The sequence below is a fragment of the Pseudarthrobacter sp. P1 genome (genome assembly GCF_050156935.1).
Classification (GTDB): domain Bacteria; phylum Actinomycetota; class Actinomycetes; order Actinomycetales; family Micrococcaceae; genus Specibacter.
On the sequence record NZ_CP189584.1, the window covers coordinates 2626507 to 2643786 of the forward strand.

The 17280-nt window shown below is 69.2% G+C and carries 14 protein-coding genes and 1 pseudogene; 5 read left to right on the forward strand and 10 right to left on the reverse strand.

Annotated features, from left to right (window positions below):
- Positions 1 to 52 precede the first annotated feature (52 nt).
- The 6 genes from ACQCSX_RS12360 to ACQCSX_RS12385 all read right to left on the reverse strand — a co-directional run bounded on the left by ACQCSX_RS12360 (position 53) and on the right by ACQCSX_RS12385 (position 6163).
- The gene (locus ACQCSX_RS12360; RefSeq protein ID WP_427015613.1) at positions 53 to 898 is read right to left on the reverse strand and encodes a DMP19 family protein; all 846 of its coding nucleotides are present in this window, start codon (positions 896 to 898) and stop codon (positions 53 to 55) included.
- A 196-nt stretch (positions 899 to 1094) separates the two neighbouring features.
- Entirely contained in the window at positions 1095 to 1526 is a 432-nt protein-coding gene (locus ACQCSX_RS12365) for a heat shock protein transcriptional repressor HspR (RefSeq protein WP_427015614.1), read from the reverse strand.
- 29 nt (positions 1527 to 1555) lie between these two features.
- Entirely contained in the window at positions 1556 to 2527 is a 972-nt protein-coding gene (locus ACQCSX_RS12370) for a DnaJ C-terminal domain-containing protein (protein ID WP_427015615.1), read from the reverse strand.
- Positions 2528 to 2644: 117 nt separating this feature from the next.
- Positions 2645 to 3193 carry a nucleotide exchange factor GrpE gene (locus ACQCSX_RS12375; protein WP_427015616.1) on the reverse strand — a complete coding sequence of 183 codons (549 nt, stop codon included), beginning with the start codon at positions 3191 to 3193 and terminating at the stop codon, positions 2645 to 2647.
- 2 nt (positions 3194 to 3195) lie between these two features.
- Positions 3196 to 5070: a molecular chaperone DnaK gene (gene dnaK / locus ACQCSX_RS12380; RefSeq protein WP_427015617.1), complete on the reverse strand. Its 1875-nt coding sequence runs from the start codon at positions 5068 to 5070 to the stop codon at positions 3196 to 3198.
- A 298-nt stretch (positions 5071 to 5368) separates the two neighbouring features.
- On the reverse strand, positions 5369 to 6163 hold the full coding sequence (locus tag ACQCSX_RS12385; protein WP_427015618.1) for a nuclease-related domain-containing protein: 795 nt from the start codon (positions 6161 to 6163) through the stop codon (positions 5369 to 5371).
- Positions 6164 to 6376: 213 nt separating this feature from the next.
- On the opposite strand from ACQCSX_RS12385, the gene ACQCSX_RS12390 reads away from it, so the two are divergent.
- From ACQCSX_RS12390 to ACQCSX_RS12405, 4 genes are read left to right on the forward strand one after another with little or no spacing between them, the layout of a single operon-like run.
- A complete protein-coding gene (locus tag ACQCSX_RS12390) occupies positions 6377 to 7198 on the forward strand; it encodes a MerR family transcriptional regulator (RefSeq protein WP_427015619.1) in 822 nt (273 codons plus the stop codon).
- Positions 7199 to 7220: 22 nt separating this feature from the next.
- Positions 7221 to 8030 carry a methyltransferase domain-containing protein gene (locus ACQCSX_RS12395; RefSeq protein ID WP_427015620.1) on the forward strand — a complete coding sequence of 270 codons (810 nt, stop codon included), beginning with the start codon at positions 7221 to 7223 and terminating at the stop codon, positions 8028 to 8030.
- Positions 8031 to 8041: 11 nt separating this feature from the next.
- Entirely contained in the window at positions 8042 to 8641 is a 600-nt protein-coding gene (locus ACQCSX_RS12400; protein WP_427015621.1) for a TMEM175 family protein, read from the forward strand.
- A gap of 33 nt (positions 8642 to 8674) precedes the next feature.
- Positions 8675 to 9298 carry a LysE family transporter gene (locus ACQCSX_RS12405; protein WP_427015622.1) on the forward strand — a complete coding sequence of 208 codons (624 nt, stop codon included), beginning with the start codon at positions 8675 to 8677 and terminating at the stop codon, positions 9296 to 9298.
- A 198-nt stretch (positions 9299 to 9496) separates the two neighbouring features.
- Here ACQCSX_RS12405 and ACQCSX_RS12410 read toward each other — a convergent pair whose 3' ends face one another.
- The gene (locus ACQCSX_RS12410) at positions 9497 to 11071 is read right to left on the reverse strand and encodes an IS1182 family transposase (protein ID WP_427015623.1); all 1575 of its coding nucleotides are present in this window, start codon (positions 11069 to 11071) and stop codon (positions 9497 to 9499) included.
- A 74-nt stretch (positions 11072 to 11145) separates the two neighbouring features.
- A pseudogene (locus ACQCSX_RS12415) lies at positions 11146 to 12045 on the reverse strand (IS5 family transposase).
- Between the two features lie 105 nt (positions 12046 to 12150).
- Between ACQCSX_RS12415 and ACQCSX_RS12420 the strand changes: the two are divergent.
- Complete coding sequence (locus ACQCSX_RS12420; protein ID WP_427015624.1) at positions 12151 to 14262, forward strand: chorismate-binding protein; 2112 nt, start codon at positions 12151 to 12153, stop codon at positions 14260 to 14262.
- 57 nt (positions 14263 to 14319) lie between these two features.
- Here the strand turns inward: ACQCSX_RS12420 and ACQCSX_RS12425 are convergent, their stop codons facing one another.
- Together ACQCSX_RS12425 and hisC are read right to left on the reverse strand one after the other, a co-directional pair.
- Positions 14320 to 16050, reverse strand: a complete 1731-nt coding sequence (locus tag ACQCSX_RS12425; protein ID WP_427015625.1) for a thiamine pyrophosphate-binding protein — start codon at positions 16048 to 16050, stop codon at positions 14320 to 14322.
- Positions 16047 to 17126 carry a histidinol-phosphate transaminase gene (gene hisC / locus ACQCSX_RS12430; protein ID WP_427015626.1) on the reverse strand — a complete coding sequence of 360 codons (1080 nt, stop codon included), beginning with the start codon at positions 17124 to 17126 and terminating at the stop codon, positions 16047 to 16049. The genes ACQCSX_RS12425 and hisC overlap by 4 nt, the downstream gene beginning before the upstream one ends.
- Between the last annotated feature and the right edge of the window lie 154 nt (positions 17127 to 17280).

Sequence of the window (17280 nt, forward strand, 5' to 3'; positions counted from 1 at the left end):
CAGTCGTCCCCATGAGGCGTCATGGGGACGACTGCTGTCACACAGTTTTGGCCTAGGCCTCGGCGAGCTCCTCGTCGTCCTCAAACTCGACGGCGGCGAGGATTTCCTTGCTCTGAGGGTGGATCATGAACGCCTCGTCGTCCTCCTCGACCATCAGGAACTCGCCCTGGTCGGTGGTGAAGTGCCAGGCCAGCGTCTTCTCGCCGTCGTGCACGTAGTTGGGGTCGCCCATGGTGATCTTCACCAGCTCGTGGCCGGCCAGCTCGCACAGTTCGCGGATGATCAGCTCAAAGGTGGGTGCGTTTGCCAGCGCCTCTTCGGCGGCCGCGGCCTGGCGCTCGGCCAGGTTCGGGATGAGGGCCACGCGCTCGGCGATGTGCGCGGCAAGCCCCTCCTCGTCCAGCTGCAGCGGCGCGAGGCCGCGCAGCCAGGCGGCATTGAGCGTGATGAGGTCCTCGGTTTCCAGCAGCGTTTCGAAGGCCGTGTCCAGCTCGTCCAGTTCCTCCACCGTGGCGGGGCGCTCCTCGGACTCGTCCAGTTCACCGTCAAGGTAGACCTCGGCGTCGGACTCGGAGAGCGCATCGAAGGCCGCGGCGGTGCGGTTGAAAAGGTCCAGGTGCTGCACGGCCCCCATGGCGGCCAGGCCCTCGCGGACATAGCCGTCCACGTCCTCGCGCTCGGGCACAGTGAAGTCGTACTGGGCAAAGCCGCCGGACAGGGCCTGGGTCAGGAAGAAATCGACAAAGTAGCTGCGCAGGGCGTCGGCCGACATCTCCTCTGAGGTCAGCAGCTCCTGGTACATCGCGTTCACCGCGTTGACGTTGGCGTCCACCACGTCCTCGTTGGAGGCCTCAAGGGTGGCCTGGGTCAGCACGACGGGGTACTCGGTGGGGTTCATGGGAATTCCTTACGTGAAGAAGGCTGGTGCTGCCGAACCCTTTCAACGTATCCCCGCCGCAGCGCCCCGCAGCCAAGCTGGAAGTGAACGTCGGGCAAAGATTGCGTGCCGCCCTCCCGGACGCAACTGGGGCGCAGCAACTGTCGAAAATTCGTGGAATTCGTGCAGTTGCTGCGCCCCAGTTGGGCCGGGCGGGTTAGGGTTGGGGGCGCCAGACGACGACGGCTTGGCTGCGCGGGCGCGGACGCTGGCCGCGGGCCAGCGAGACCACATCGCCGCCGGCCAGCCCGGCGGCAAAGATGCGTGCCGTTTCGCGCGGCCGCCCGGCCGTGGTGGCGGCGTCGAGGGCGAGGGTGAGCTCGCGGACGCGGACCTGCAGCGCCCCCACCTGGTTCTCCAGCTCCATGATCCGCTTGATGCCCTCCAGCGAGACCCCCTCCTGGGAGAGCCGCTGGACCTCCCGGAGCATGTCGACGTCGTGCTGCGAATAGCGGCGCGAGCGGCCGGGCAGCCGGCTGGGCTTCACGATGCCCAGCCGGTCGTACTGGCGCAGGGTCTGCGGGTGCATCTCCGCCAGCTCCGCGGCCACGGAGATCACGAAGATGGGGATGTTGGCATCTATGGTCATCGTGCTCTCCTTCAAGGGTCGATGGGTGGCTACAGGCGGGCCATGGCGGCCAGTGTGCTGCGGGGATCGCCGTCGGCGGTGGCCTGGGCAAACGCCCGGACGGCCTCCTCGGCCTCCTTGCTCAGCTTCTGCGGGACGGCGACGTCGATGGTCACCAGCAGGTCGCCGGCTTCCTTCGCCGTTTTGACCCCGGCGCCCTTGACGCGCAGCGTGCGGCCGGACGGGGTGCCGGCCGGGACGCGCAGGCGCACGGTCTCGCCGGTCAGCGTGGGAACGGAGATGTCCGCGCCCAGGGCCGCCTCGGGGAACGTCACCGGCACATGGATGCGGATGTTGTTCCCGTCGCGGACAAAGAACTCGTGCGGCTTGACCGCCACCGTCACCATCAGGTCGCCGGGGCCGGCCGTACCTGGCTGGCCCTTGCCCTTGACCCGGACCTTCTGGCCGTCCTTGATGCCGGCCGGGATGCGCACGTCGATGACGTCGCCGTTGGGCTCGCGCAGGCCGATGGTGGTACCGCGGATGGAACCGGCAAAGGAGATGCTGGTCGACGCCGTGCGGTCCGCGCCCTTGGTGGGCTGTTGGAAGCCGCCGCCAAAGCCGCCGCCTCCGCCAAACAGGTCGGCAAACTCGGGGGGCAGCCCGGAGCCGCCAAAGCCCTGGCTGCCACGGCCGCGCCCACCGCCATTGAAGAGGCCGCCGAAGACGTCCTCGAAACCGCCCGAGCCGGGGGCCCCGGTGCCACCGGCGCTGAAGCGGGCGCCGCCGCCCATGGCCCGGATCGCGTCGTACTGCTGGCGGTCCTCGGCGTCGGAAAGCACCGAGTAGGCCTCGGAGACGTCTTTGAAGGTCTTCTCCGCCGTGGCATCGCCCTGGTTGGTGTCAGGGTGGTACTTGCGGGCGAGCTTGCGGTACGCCTTCTTGATGTCGGCGTCGGATGCATCCTTCGAGAGGCCAAGGATCTTGTAGAAATCCTTGTCCGCCCAGTCCTGGCTTGCCAAGACGTCTCCTTCCAATCGGTGGGCCCGGTGACGGGCGAAGTTAAAGGCGTTGGTCGAGCCTGCCGGGACCAGCATGACCGTGAGGCCATGGTCCCGGCAAGCTCGACCAACCCAGTGTTATTCGGGAACGGCGACAATCACCTGGGCGGCACGGAGCACGCGCTCACCGGAGGTGTAGCCGGCACGCAGCACCTGGCTGACCGTGTCCACCTCGATGTCGGTGCCCGGCTGCTGGATGAGCGCCTCGTGGATGGTCGGGTCGAAGGCCACGCCCGTAGCATCGATGCGCGCCAGGCCGTAGGTGCGCAGCGCCGTCTCCAGCTTCGCGGCAATGGCCGCAAACGGACCATCCGCCAGGTCGCCGTGCTGGCGGGCCGCGTCGACGTCGTCGAGCACCGGCAGCAGGGAGTTGAGCACGCCGACGACGGCCATCTGGCCGGCCACGGCGCGGTCGCGCTCCACACGCTTGCGGTAGTTGACGTACTCCGCCTGGAGGCGCAGCAGGTCGTTCTTCAGCTCGGCGGCTTCCTCGGCGGCTCCGGCACCCTGGGCGACGGCTTCCTCGGCGGGAACCTCAACGCTGTTCAGGATGTCCTCGGCCTGGGCCAGGGCATCGCCCTCGGCACCGTTCTCCGGGACCTCTTCGGGGTGCGAAGACTCCGACATGGCTACTTCTTCTCGCCAGCGGCGTCTTCGTCAACGATTTCGGCGTCAACGATGTCTTCCTCGGCACCAGCGGAGCCGGCGGAGGCACCCTCGGGGGCTGCGCCGTCGGACGCGGCACCCTCGGACCCGGCGGCGGCGTAGATGGCCTCGCCCAGCTTCGACTGGGACTTCTGCAGCTTCTCGAACGCCACCTTGACGGCGTCGTCGTCATCGCCGGCCAGAGCCGTCTTCAGCGCGGCAACGTCGGCCTTGACCTCGGTCTTGACGGCCTCGGGCAGCTTGTCGTCGTTGTCGGCCAGGACCTTGTCCACCGAGTAGTGCAGCTGCTCGGCGCTGTTGCGCACGTCGGCTGCCTCGCGGCGGGCCTTGTCCTCGGAGGCGTGCTCCTCGGCCTCGCGGACCATGCGCTCGATGTCGTCCTTGGAAAGGGCTGTGCCACCGGTGATGGTCATCGACTGCTCCTTGCCGGTGCCCTTGTCCTTGGCGGACACGTGCACGATGCCGTTGGCGTCGATGTCGAAGGTGACCTCAACCTGCGGGACGCCGCGCGGGGCCGGCGCGATGCCGGTCAGCTCGAACGTGCCCAGCGGCTTGTTGTCGCGGGTGAACTCGCGCTCCCCCTGGAACACCTGGATGGCCACGGAGGGCTGGTTGTCATCCGCCGTGGTGAAGGTCTCGGACCGCTTGGTGGGGATGGCCGTGTTGCGCTCGATCAGCTTGGTCATGACACCACCCTTGGTCTCGATGCCCAGGGACAGCGGGGTGACGTCGATGAGCAGAACGTCCTTGCGCTCGCCCTTCAGCACGCCGGCCTGCAGTGCGGCGCCAACGGCCACGACCTCATCCGGGTTGACGCCCTTGTTGGGCTCCTTGCCGCCGGCCAGTTCCTTGACCAGTTCGGAGACGGCGGGCATGCGGGTGGAGCCACCGACGAGCACGATGTGGTCGATGTCGGAGACCTTGATGCCGGCCTCGGCGATGACGTCGCGGAACGGCTTCTTGGTGCGCTCGAGCAGGTCAGAGGTCAGTTCCTGGAACTTGGCGCGGGTCAGCTGCTCGTCCAGGTGGACCGGTCCGTCGGGGGTGACGGAGAGGTACTGGAGGGAGATGTTGGTGCTGGAGGCCGAGGAGAGTTCCTTCTTGGCCTGCTCGGAGGCCTCGCGCAGACGCTGCAGGGCGATCTTGTCCTTGGACAGGTCGATGCCCTTGACCTTGAGCTGGTTCAGCAGGTAGTCAACAACGCGCTGGTCCCAGTCGTCGCCGCCGAGGCGGTTGTCACCGGAGGTGGAGCGCACCTGGATGGTGGAGAAGTTGTCCTCGTCCTTGCCAACCTCCAGCAGGGAGACGTCGAAGGTTCCGCCGCCGAGGTCGAAGACCAGGATGAGCTCGTCTTCCTTGCCCTTGTCCAGGCCATAGGCCAGGGCCGCGGCGGTGGGCTCGTTGACGATGCGCAGCACGTTCAGGCCCGCGATCTCGCCGGCCTCCTTGGTGGCCTGGCGCTCGGCGTCGTTGAAGTAGGCCGGAACGGTGACGACGGCGTCGGTGACCTTCTCGCCCAGGTACGCCTCGGCGTCGTTCTTGAGCTTCATCAGGATGCGGGCGGAGATTTCCTGCGCCGTGTACTTCTTGTCATCGATCGGCACGTCCCAGTGGGTGCCCATGTGGCGCTTGACGGAGGCGATGGTGCGGTCGATGTTGTTGACGGCCTGGCGCTTGGCAATCTCGCCGACCAGGACCTCTCCGGACTTGGAGAAGGCAACGACGGAGGGCGTGGTGCGGCCGCCTTCGGCGTTGGCGATGACGGTGGGCTCGCCGCCTTCGAGGACGGATACAACAGAGTTGGTGGTTCCGAGGTCAATGCCTACAGCACGTGACATGCGTGGATTCCTTTCACTTTTCCGCTGCTCCGGTTCACAACCGGACACTTGACGGGGTCCGGCGTCGCCCAACCAGCGGGTTATTGAGCGTTCTGCACTCAACTTTACTCAGGGCCGGATTTAAGTCAAGCAAAGTTGAGCGCAGGTGGCTCAACTTTCGCTCGAGGCGGAAATGGACGACGACGGCGGGGCCGGTTTGGGCGCGCCCGGGTCCGGAAAGGAACACGATTGCCGCCCATGAACATGGGGACGCATGCGCCCCGGCGGCAATCATGGTCGAAAGCCGCCGGGAGGCCCATCAGCCGGCGCCAAAGAGGCGCAGGACCTCTGACAATCCGGCCGGCACGACCGGCGTGAAGACAGCCGCGAAAACCGCAAGACCCCACGCGGCCCTCCGCATCCCCGCCCGCCGCACGCGGAGCCGCAACGCCTCGAACTCGCTGCCCACCGCGGCCGGATCCGCGGCCGGATCCGCGGCCGGATCCGCGGCCGGACCGGCGGCCGGATCCGCGGCCGGATCCGCGGCCGGACCGGCGGCATCCAGCGCCAGGACGCCGTCGGCCTGGCCCTTGATGGTCAGCGGCCGGGCACCAACCACGGCCACCACTGCCGTGACCGGCACCGCTCCCCGCACCGCCACGGACAGGAGCCTTCCCGCGCGCCGGCCCTCGAACCTGGCGTTGCGCAGGTGCTCCCGCCGTTTGCCCGCAACCAGGAATGTATTGCCGCCCACCCAGACCTTTTGCCCGGCATGGCGCTTGGTGTTCACGGTGAAGACGCCACCGGGCCCCAGCACCACATGGTCGATGTCCGAGCTGCCGGCACCGACGGGAACGGCATGCAACACCGTCCATTCGGGGCCCAGCCCGGCCAGGGCGCGGCCCACCGCCATTTCGCCCAGCGCACCCGAGAACCAACTCCTGCTGTCCGGCGGCAGCGGGCTGGCGCCGAAAAGCCACGCTGCTCCGCTCCGCCGCGGGGCTGCGGCGCATTGGCGCAGCACTTCTTCGGCCACCGACTGGCCGGGCATGCGGCCTTCCAGCGACGGCGCAGGCACAGGCAGGGCGGGCAAGGATTGCGAATCATCTTCCATGCCCGCAGCCTTCCAGTGCCCCGGCAACCGCTCTAGAGTGGCCGCCGCTCCATTTCCATGCACCGTCCACCCGGAGCCCAGCGATGAGCACGATTGCCGCCCATGAACATGGGGACGCATGCGCCCCGGCGGCAATCATGGTCGAAAGCCGCGAAGCTGCTGCGGACTACCCTTGACCCTGACACCGTGTGAGGCCCTAAACCGGAAGATGTCATGTTCTACATAGGAGATTTCGCCAGAGCAGGCCGGGTATCCGTGCGGATGCTGCGGCACTACGACGCCATCGGCCTGCTGGAACCGGCGCACGTTGCGGACAACGGGTACCGTTTCTACACCGCGGCCCAGCTGGAGCGGCTGAACCGGATTGTCGCGCTCAAGGACCTCGGGTTCACACTCGAGGCCGTGGGCGCCCTGCTGGACAAACGGCTCGGCGCGGCCGAGCTGCGCGGCATGCTGCACCTGCGCCGCGAGGAACTGCGCCAGCAGATCAGCGCCGATTCCGCCCGGCTGGCCCAGGTGGAGGCGAGGCTCCGCATCATTGAAAGCGAGGGCGTCATGCCTGAAACAGCAGTCACCATCAAATCCCTGCCGGCGCTGCATCTGGCCGAGCTCACGGGGACGGCCGCAGGCTTTGAGCCCACCGCCATCGGCCCCGTCATCCAGCCGCTCTACCGGGAGCTCATGCGGCGCCTCGACTCCGCCGGCGCCACCCTGGCCGGCCCCGCCGTCGCCTGGTATGAACAGCTCGACGACGGCACCGTGCTGGTCCACGCGGGCGCCCAGGTGGGTGCCGAGACGGTGTCCGACGGCGTGTTCACCCTAGTGGACCTGCCCGCCGTCGGGCAGGCCGCCACGCTGATCCACCGGGGCCCTATGGACCGGGTGATGCCCAGCGTCCAGGCTCTGGCCGGCTGGATCGACGCCCATGGCTACGCCTCCGCGGGCAACAGCCGGGAGTACTACCTGGACTACGCCATGAACGATGATCCGGACAGCTGGGTGACCGAACTTCAAGAACCTGTGGCGCGCGCCTGAACCACGGGAGTAGTGTCCAGTCATGAGCCAGCAAGAGGACATCTACACCCACGGACACCACGAGAGCGTGCTGCGCTCCCATGCCTCCCGGACGGCGGCAAATTCCGCCGCCTACCTTGTCCCGCACCTGACCCATGGGCTCGCCGTGCTGGACGTCGGCGCCGGTCCGGGCACCATCACCGCGGACTTTGCCCGCCTGGTGGCGCCGGGACAGGTCATCGGCCTGGACCGCGCCCCGGAGGTGGTTGCCTCGGCGACGGCGCACGCGGCCGAGCAGCACCTCTCCAACCTGAGCTTCCAGTTGGGCAACATCTACGACCTCGATTTCCCGGACGGGGAGTTCGACGTGGTGCACGCCCACCAGGTGCTCCAGCATCTGACGGATCCGGTGGGGGCGCTGCGCGAAATGCGCCGCGTGGCCAAGCCGGGCGGCATCGTGGCGGTGCGCGACGCCGATTTCCATGGCATGTCCTGGTTCCCGCAGCTGCCCGAGCTGGACGAGTGGATGGTCCTGTACCAGGCGCTGGCCCGGCACAACCGCGCGGAGCCCGACGCCGGGCGGCGGCTGGTCCACTGGGCCCAGGCCGCGGGATTCACCGACATCACGCCCTCGAGCGCCAACTGGCTCTACGCCACGGAGGAGCAGCGGGCCTGGCAGGCGGAGGTGTGGGGCGACCGGGTGGTGCATTCGGCCTTCGCCGAGCAGTCCCTGGGCTACGGTCTGGCGGACCGGGAAAAGCTGGAGCGGATCTCGGCCGCCTGGCGGGCCTGGGGCGAGTCGCCGGACGGCTGGTTCCTGATCCCCAACGGGGAAATCATCGCCCGCGTGTAGCGGGGGCGCCCATGGAAAAGAACCGGCTGGAGGCCCTCAGCGACGGCGTGCTGGCGATCATCATCACCATCATGGTGCTGGAGTTCCGGACGCCGGAGGAGCCCACCTGGTCCGGCCTGGCCACGGTTTTCCCGTCGCTGCTGAGCTACCTGCTCTCCTTTGTGTACATCGGCATCTACTGGAACAACCACCACCACATGGTCAAGCTGGCCGGCAAGGTCACCGGGGGCATCCTGTGGGCCAACCTCCACCTGCTGTTCTGGCTGTCCCTGGTGCCGTTCATGACCCGCTGGATGGATGAGTCGGGGTTCGCGGCGGTTCCGGTGCTGGTCTACGGGATCAACCTGCTGCTGGCCGCCATCGCGTACTACATTCTGCAGGAGCGGCTGGTCCTGGCACAGGGTCGGGACGGCGCGCTGGCCCGGGCCGTCGGGAACAACACCAAGGCCAAAATCTCCCCGTTCATCTATGTGGCCGGCTGCGCGCTGTCCCTGTGGATTCCGGCGCTCGGGCTGGCTGCGTACGCCGTCGTCGCCGCCCTCTGGCTGGTGCCGGACCGGCGGCTGGAGCGCGCCTTTGCCCGCGAGACCGAACGGACCGGCACGGACTAGGACTGACCGGCGGGGCACCCGTAGGCTGGGGTGGTGGAATTTACCCTCTGGCTGGCGCTGGCCGGCGCCGGTGCAATGATCAGCCTGACCCCCGGCGCGGGCGCCATCAACACCATGAGCAACGCCCTGGTTTCCGGCTTCCGGCGTTCGATCTGGGGCATCCTCGGGCAGCAGCTGGCGCTGGTGGTCCACGTCATCATCGTGGCCGCGGGAGTGGGCATCCTGGTCTCCAGCTCCCCCGTGGCCTTCGCGGCCATCCGCTATGTGGGCGCGGCATACCTGGTGTACCTGGGGATCAGGAAGCTGCTGGCCAAGGCGGAGGAGAACGACGGCGGCGACGGCTCCGTCGCGGCGGCCGAGCCGGGCTGGTCCATGTTCCGCCGCGGGCTGTGGGTGAACCTGCTCAACCCCAAGGCCATCGTGTTCTTCCTGGCGTTCATGCCGCAGTTCATCCGGCCCGCCGAGCCGCTGCTGCCGCAGTACACCGTCCTGACCATCACCGTGGTGGCGATCGACATCGTGGTGATGTGGTTCGTCTTTGCCGCCGGGGCCAAGCAGCTGGCGCACCTGACGGCCAGCGAGCGCGGCCAGCTGATCCTGAACCGGATCTTCGGCGTCCTGTTCATCGGCGTCGGCATCGCCTTGGCGCTGGTCTAGGAGGGCGCTGAACAAGGGGCAATTCGGGGCCGCGGGTTTGGCTGTCGCACCTTTCCGGGGCCTTTGGCGGCCCGCTGGGGGTCTCCTTTCTGATCGCCGGAGATCTGGTTCGTGATTTTTGCGGGCCTTGTACCTCCGTTCGTGGCTCCCCGCGGCTGGGATTTGGCCCAGGACCGGGGTGGGGGCCCTTTCCGGGTCTTATCCCAGGGCCCAGGCCCCGTTGTGGCGGGTGAGGCCCAGTTTCAGGAGTCGCCGGAGGTTCAGCGCGGCGGTGCGGACCTGCAGCCAGGCGTTGTTCTTTTCAACTCCCCGGTATCTCAGGGCCCGGTTGCCTCCGGCGACCAGCCAGCCGATGGACCGTTCCACCAGGGGCCGGTGGGCCCGGTAGTCGTGCCGGAACCCGGGCTCGAGGGCGGCGGCCCGGTGGGCGCGCTGGCGGGCGTGGTGGACGGTGATGACGACCTTGCGCCCGCCCTTGGCCGTGGTGCATTTCTCCCGCAGCGGGCAGGCCTTGCAGGCGGTGCCGAAGTTCACGTTGCCTCTGGCGCTGATGGTGCGCACCTCACCTTTGGGGCAGGTGAGCGTGTTCTTTGCTTCGTCGTGGGTGAAGTCGTCCAGGTCGTAGCCGCCGGGCACTGCCGGGCGCAGCGGCCTGGGCTTGACCAGCCCCTGGTGCCCGGCCCCGTCGAGGTGTTCGAGCATGGGCCCGGAGCCGTAGGCCGAATCGCCAAGCATTTGGTAGTCAACCTCCGTATCCTTCATGGTCGGATCGGCGGCGGCCAGCCCGATTCCGGCCTCCGCGTCGCTGGAACCGGGGCCGGCGGCCCGGGTCATCACGGCGCTGGTGTAGAGCCCGGTTTCCGGTTCGGCAATGATGTGTCCCTTGAACCCGTCCATCATCACCGAGCGGGACTTGTGCGCGTGCCTGGCCTCGGGATCCACGATGGAGACCATCCGGTCCCGGGCGACCTTCCGGGCGATCCGCCACCGCCCGTCGGTGCCGTCGGAACCCTCGGCCGGCTCCACGTCCTGGCCCGAAACCAACGCCAGCAGCACGTAGGCCTGCGCCTGCGGCGAGTCTTCTTCCAGGGTGTCGGGATCCACCGCGCCAAGCAGGGCCAGGGCGTCGGTGACCAGCCCCGAGACCAGGGCGTCCTTCGCTTCCTTGTCGTCCCAGGCGATGTCCGGCTTGCCCACGTGCGAGTAATCGTAGGAGGTGGCATGGACCGCCATGAGCGTGGCCCCGTGCTCCATGGCCCTGCCGAAACGGCGGATCACGGCAATCAGCTGGGTGATGGTGTCCTGCCGGGCCACCGCATCGGCGAACACGGTCGAATCCACCGCCCGGCGGTGCCGGCCGGTGAGGACACCGGTCGCGGTGATGACCTGGGCGACGGCTTCGGTGATGCGGTGCGGGTTGCTGCTGCCGCGCAGGCGGTTGCGCCAATGCACCAGCGCCGTGGGATGGAACGCGGTCTCGGTCAGCCCGTACCCGCAGGCGGCCTTCCACCGCAGGTCAAAGGTCAAGGCTTCGGCGGCGGCCCGGTCCGAGAGACCCTCCAGGGCCTGCAGGACCAGGACGGTGCCGATGACCGCGGCCGGGATCGAGGGCCTGCCCCGGGTGGAGGGAAACAGGTCCTCCATCATCGAGTCCGGGAAAAGCTCCGAGCGGTGCCCGGCCAGAAACGCGTAGGCACTCCCCGGGGCCAACAGCTCCCCGGCCAGCGCCTCCACATCCAAATACCCGCGCTGGGCCTCTTCAATTCCTTGCATGCATCCAGTCTTAAGGACCAGGACCCGAAGTCCAGCAGGCGCGCCTTAAACCACCCAAATTGTTCAGCACAGTCCTAGGGCGTGTCTCCCAATGCGGCGCTCCAGATGACGACGGCGTGCAGGACGGCCGCTGAGCGGTAGGTGAGGGCCAGTTTGTCGTAGCGGGTGGCCAGGGACCGCCATTGCTTGAGGGTGTTGAAGCTGCGCTCGACCACATTGCGCCGTTTGTAGGCGTCCCTGTCGTATCTGACGGGGCGTCCCCCGGCGGAGCCCTTGCGTTTCCGGTTGGCCTTCTGGTCGTCCTTTTCCGGGATAACGCACTCGATGCCCCGCCCGCGCAGGTACGCCCGGATTGCTTTGGAGGAATAGGCCTTGTCGGCCATGGCCCGGTCCGGGCGGGTGCGGGCCCGCCGGGACCGGGCCTTTCTACCTTCAGGGCCTCCATGAGGTTCTCAAACATCGGCGAGTCCCCGCCCTGGCCCGGCCCCAGCAGCAGGACCAGGGGACGCATGTTGCCATCCACCAGGGCGTGGATCTTGGTGGTCAGCCCGCCGCGGGACCGGCCGATGGCATGGTCCTCAGGCTCGTCGAGCAGATTCCTGTAATTCGACAGGTCCCCCTGTGTGGCGGGGCAGGTTCGTGCCGTGCTGGTGGGCACGGTTGACCGTGGAGTCGATCGAGACCTCCCAGTTGATCAGCCCGGCCGTGTCCGCGCGGGTCAGCAACGCCGCCAGGACCTTGTCCCAGGTCCCGTTGGCGGCGTTGCGGCGGTGGTGCTTCCACACGGTCTTCCACGACCCGAAATAGGCAGGGAGATCACGCCATGGGATCCCTGCCCGGTAGCGGTAGATGATGCCCTCGGTCATCAGCCGGTGGTCGTTGAAGGGTCGGCCCGGTTTCCCCGACGAATCGGGCATCAACGGGGCAATGGACTCCCACTGGGCATCGGACAACACGGAATAGCGAGAAGGCACCCATCAATCATGCCAAACCGCAAAACCACTGATTAGGAGACACACCCTAGGCCCGGCAGCGTCCCATTGTCTGTGCAGGAATGCCTGCGTCGCTAGACTGATCCAATGACTGCGCCCTCCCCCCTCATCATTGCGGTGGACGGCCGTTCCGGCGCCGGCAAGACCACGCTGGCCCTGGAGCTGGCAGCCCTGCTGCGCGAGCACCGCCGCGTCTCCGTCTTCCACCTCGAGGACATCTACCCGGGCTGGAACGGGCTTGCCGCGGGCGTGGAGCGCTACGTCAGCACCGTCCTCACCCCGCTCTCCGAGGGCCGCGATGCCCAGTGGGCCAGTTGGGACTGGGAGAACCACTTTGACGGGCCCGTCCACACCACCGCGCTCGCCGACGTCGTCATCGTCGAGGGCGTCGGGGCGGCCCACGCCAGCGCCAGGCCCTTCCTGGACGTGGTGGTCTGGGTGGAGGCGCCCGCCCCGGACCGCAAGAGCCGTGCCCTGGCGCGCGACGGCGACACCTACGCACCGTTCTGGGAGCAGTGGGCGGCCCAGGAGGAGGAGCTGCTGGCGTCCGACGACGTCGCCGCGGCCGCCGATCTGCTGGTCGCCGGGCTGGCCAACGACGCCCTCCCCGCCCAGGTGGTGCTGGCGCTCTCGTCGCTGCCCGCGCTCGAGGCCCTGTGCGCCCCCGAGCGTGCCCGCCGCCGCGCCCTGGAACTGCACCTGCACCGGCTGGACACCTTCCCGGACGCCCCCGCCCTTTTCCACGCCCTGTACGGCGGCAGCGCCAACGCCGTGTGGCTGGACAGCTCCAATGCCGACGCCGGCGGCGATGCCTCGGGCCAGCAGCACCGCTTTTCCATCCTGGCGGACAACGGCGGGCCCTTTGGCCAGCTGGCCCGCCACACCGACGGCACCACCACCGTCGAGGCGGGCCATGTGACGGCCCGGATCCAGGGGCCGTTCTTCCGCTGGCTGGACACCGTCTGGGGCCGCCGGGCCGTCCGCACGCCCGAGGGGTACGACGGCGAATTCACGCTGGGCTGGCTGGGCTACCTTGGCTACGAGCTCAAGCGCGAGACCGGAGGATCCTCCGTCGCTCCGGACGGCGCCACCCCCGACGCCGCGCTCATTTTTGCCGGCCGCGCCGTGGTGGTGGACCACCTCCAGCGCTGCCTCTTCGTGCTGGCCCTGGGCGAGGCCGGACACCCCGCTGACACCGCTGGGGCCCACCATTGGGTGGAAGCGGTGGCCGCCGCCTGTGCCGGGCTGGACGACGGCGCGGCCGGCACGGCAACCGACACGGCAACGGACTCCACAGCGGACCCGGCCCGCGCCGCGGACGGTGCTCCCGCCGTCGGCGTCCATCCCGTCTTTGGCATCCGCGACGGCGAGGGCGCATACAAGGAGCGGATTGCCGAGTCGCAGCGGCAGATTTGGGAGGGAAACTCGTACGAGATCTGCCTGACCACCACGCTGCACGCGGACACCGCCACGCCACTGGATCCATGGGCGAGCTACCTGGCCCTGCGCCGCCGCAACCCCGCCCCCTTTGCCAGCTTCCTGCGCTTTGGCCCGCTGGCGGTGGCCAGCACCTCCCCCGAGCGCTTCTTGCGGATCGATGCCGCGGGGCTGATGCGTGCGGAGCCGATCAAGGGCACCCGGCGCCGGCACCCGGATCCGGAGCAGGACGCCGCACTCAAGGCTGACCTGGCGTCCTCGCTGAAGGACCGGGCGGAGAACATCATGATCGTGGACCTGCTCCGCAACGACCTGAGCCACTTTGCCCTGCCCGAATCCCTGCACGTGCCCCGGCTCTGCGAGATCGAAAGCTACGCCACGGTGCACCAGATGGTGAGCACCATCGAGGCCCGGCTGCGGCCCGGCTGCTCCCGTGCCCAGGCCGTGGCTGCCGCCTTCCCGGCGGGGTCGATGACCGGGGCGCCGAAGATCAGCACGATGGCCATCCTGGACACCCTGGAGGCGGCCCCGCGCGGGGTCTACTCGGGCGCCGTCGGCTATTTCTCGCTGAACTCGGCCACGGATCTGTCCGTCACCATCCGCACGCTGGTGCTGGCGGGGACGGACGGCGGCGGGACCCACCTCTCGCTGGGCGTGGGCGGCGCCATCACCGCCGATTCCTCCCCGCACGAGGAGTGGATGGAGATCCAGGCCAAGGCCTACGGCGTCCTGAGCACCCTCGGCTCCGCCTTCCCCGCCTGACCCAACTGTGTAGCAGTAGTTGTCGTTATGGAGCCCCATAACGACAACTACTGCCACTTAGTTGGGCTGCTTCGCGAGGATGGCGGCCATGGACTCGCGCATGTACTCGGCCACGACGGACTGCGAGACGGCCACGTCCAGGATGAACAGTCCGTGCGCACCGTCGGCCAGCCAGGTCCGCAGGGCCGCAATGTCGGCCAGCGAGCGCATCTTCACGCCGCTGGCGCCCATGGCCCGGCCGACGGCGGCAAAGTCCACCTCGTCGATGAGCATGGCCGCCGGGTCCAGGCCACGGACGGCATACTGGTGCAGCTCGGCCCCGTAGGCGGCGTCGTTGAAGACCACCATCACGCCGCTGGGGATCGCGCGGACGGCCGTGTCCAGGTCGGCCAGGGCCATCAGCGCCCCGCCGTCGCCGGAGATGAGCACGGTGGTGCGGTCCGGACGGGCGACGGCGGCGCCGACGGCGGACGGAATGCCCAGTCCGATGGTCTGGAACGCCGTCCCCACCATCATCAGGCCCTCCGGGTCGGGGGCGGAGCAGTACATGGGCACCCAGCCGGAGAAGTGCCCGCCGTCCTGGACGATGGTGCGCTGCGCCGGCAGCACGTGCTCGAGCAGCTGGGCCACCGCGCGCGGGTTGAGCCGCCCATCCGGGGCGAATTCGTCGGCCGGCAGCTCGCGGCGCAGCGAGCCGTCCCCGACGTCGGGCACAAGGGCGCGCCAGCCCGGACGCGCGCCGGAATCCGGCAGCAACTCCAGCAGCCGGGCCGCGGCCCGGCCCGCATCCGCCTGGACATGGTGCGTGGTGAGGCCGCTGGTGGCGGCCGGCAGCTCGTCGATCTGCACCACCGCGGCGCCGGGGGCGAACAGGGTCTCGTACCGGGTCTGGAAGGCATTGAGGCTGGCGCCCACGACCAGCACGACGTCGGCGGTGCGCATCAGCTCCACCGGGGCCAGCCGGCCGAAGCCGCCGGCGATGCCCAGATCCCACGGGGAATCGAAGATGTTCCGCGCCATGGCCGAGGTGGCGAAGAGCGCCCCGAGCCGGTCCCCCAGCGCGCGCAGGGCGGGCCCCGCACCGGACACCACGGCGCCGCGGCCGGCGATGATGAGCGGCCGCTCGGCCCCCTCCAGCAGACGGGCGGCCCCGGCCAGCTGGTCAGCGGTGGATGCGTCGCCGGACGCATCACCGGCCAGAGCGCCGCTGAGCGCGGCACCGCCGTCGTGCTCCGGCTCCCGGGACGGCACCCACGGTTCCTGCGGCCCGGCGGGCTCGGCCGCGAGGTCGTACGGGATGGCCAGGATGATGGGGCGGCGCCCAGCGGCGGCGGCCGCGTAGGCCTCCTCCGCGGCCCGGTGCGCGGTGCCCGCCGTGGCGGTGATGGTCCGCACGCCCAGGCCGGCCGCGACCATGGATTGGTCGATGTCCCAGGGCCGCGGCCCCGACGCCGGGGCGTCGCCGACCACCAGCACCATCGGGATCCGCGCCTTGGCGGCCTCCGCCAGGGCGGTCAGCGAGTTGGTGAAGCCCGCCCCGTACGTCACGGTGGCCGTGGCGACCTTGCCGCAGGCGCGGTGGTAGGCGTCGGCCATGGCCACTGTGCCGGCCTCGTGCCGGGCACTGATGTAGCGCATGCCGCGGCTGGTCAGATTGCTGGTGTAGAAGGCGTTGCCGTTGCCCATCAGGCCAAAGACCACCTCGCTGTGCCGGGCCGTCACATCGGCGACGACGTCCGACACGGTGCCGGCCATGGTGCCGGAACCGGTGCCCGGTGCGGCGCTCATGCCGGCACCGCCACGGCCAGCCGGCGCGCCAGCCCAAGCACGCGGTCGTTGGCCTCGGGGCTGCCGATGGAGATCCGCAGGCCCTCGCCCGGGAAGGCCCGCACGGCAATGGCGGCCGCCTCGAACGCCGCCGCCACCTGAGCGGTGGCCACTCCGGCGTCGAGCCAGAGGAAGTTCGCCTGCGACGGGCGCACCGGCAGCCCGGCGGCCAGCAATCCGGCGTGCAGGCGCTCCCGCTCCGCCACCAGCACGTCGATCCGCTCCTGGAGCTGCCCCTCCGCGGCCAGCGAGGCAAGGCCCGCCGCCTGGGCCAGCGCGGTGACGGCGAACGGCACCGCCACCTTGCGCAGGTTTGCCACCAGCTCGGGACGGGCGATGGCGTAGCCCAGCCGCAGGCCGGCCAGCCCGTACGCCTTGGAAAAGGTGTGCAGCACCGCCACGTGGGGGTGCCGGCGGAAGAGGTCGACGCCGACGGCGGTGCCGGGGTCCACGTTGAAGTGCAGATAGGCCTCGTCGATGACCACCAGGATGTCCGCCGGCACGGCCGCCACAAACGCCTCCACCGCGTCGGCGGAGAGCACTGCGCCGTTGGGGTTGTTGGGGTTGCAGACAAAGATCAGGCGGGTCTTGTCCGTGATGGCGGCCAGCATGGCATCCAGATCGTGCCCGCCGTCGGCCGTCAACGGCACGGGCACCGGCACCGCGCCGGACACCGTGGCCAGGACCGGGTAGGCCTCGAAGGAGCGCCAGGCAAACATGACCTCGTCGCCGGGGCTGGCGACGGCGTGGATCAGCTGGCTGGCCACCTCCACGGAACCGGCGCCAAAGGCCAGGTTCTCCGGCTGCACGCCCCAGTGGCGGGCCACGGCCCCGGCCAGCGCGGCGGCGGACATGTCCGGGTACAGGTTCAGCGCGGCGGCCGCTTCGGCCACGGCCTCCACCACGGCGGGCAGCGGCGGGTACGGGTTCTCGTTCGAGGAGAGCTTGTACGGGGCCAATCCCTCGGCGGGGGCCGGGCTCTTGCCCTGGCGGTAGGCGGGAATGGTGTCCAAACCCGTGCGGGTGGCGACGGTCATGGTTTCCTCCAAGAATGCTGGGCCGGCTACGGCGCGGATGTGCTGCTCAACACACCGTAGGAACGGCATCCCTGCACCGTCAACCAACCCCCTGGGAGGCCGTCAACCTGTACAGAATGACAGTTCGTTTGGTGCTTTTCCTAGACAATTTGTA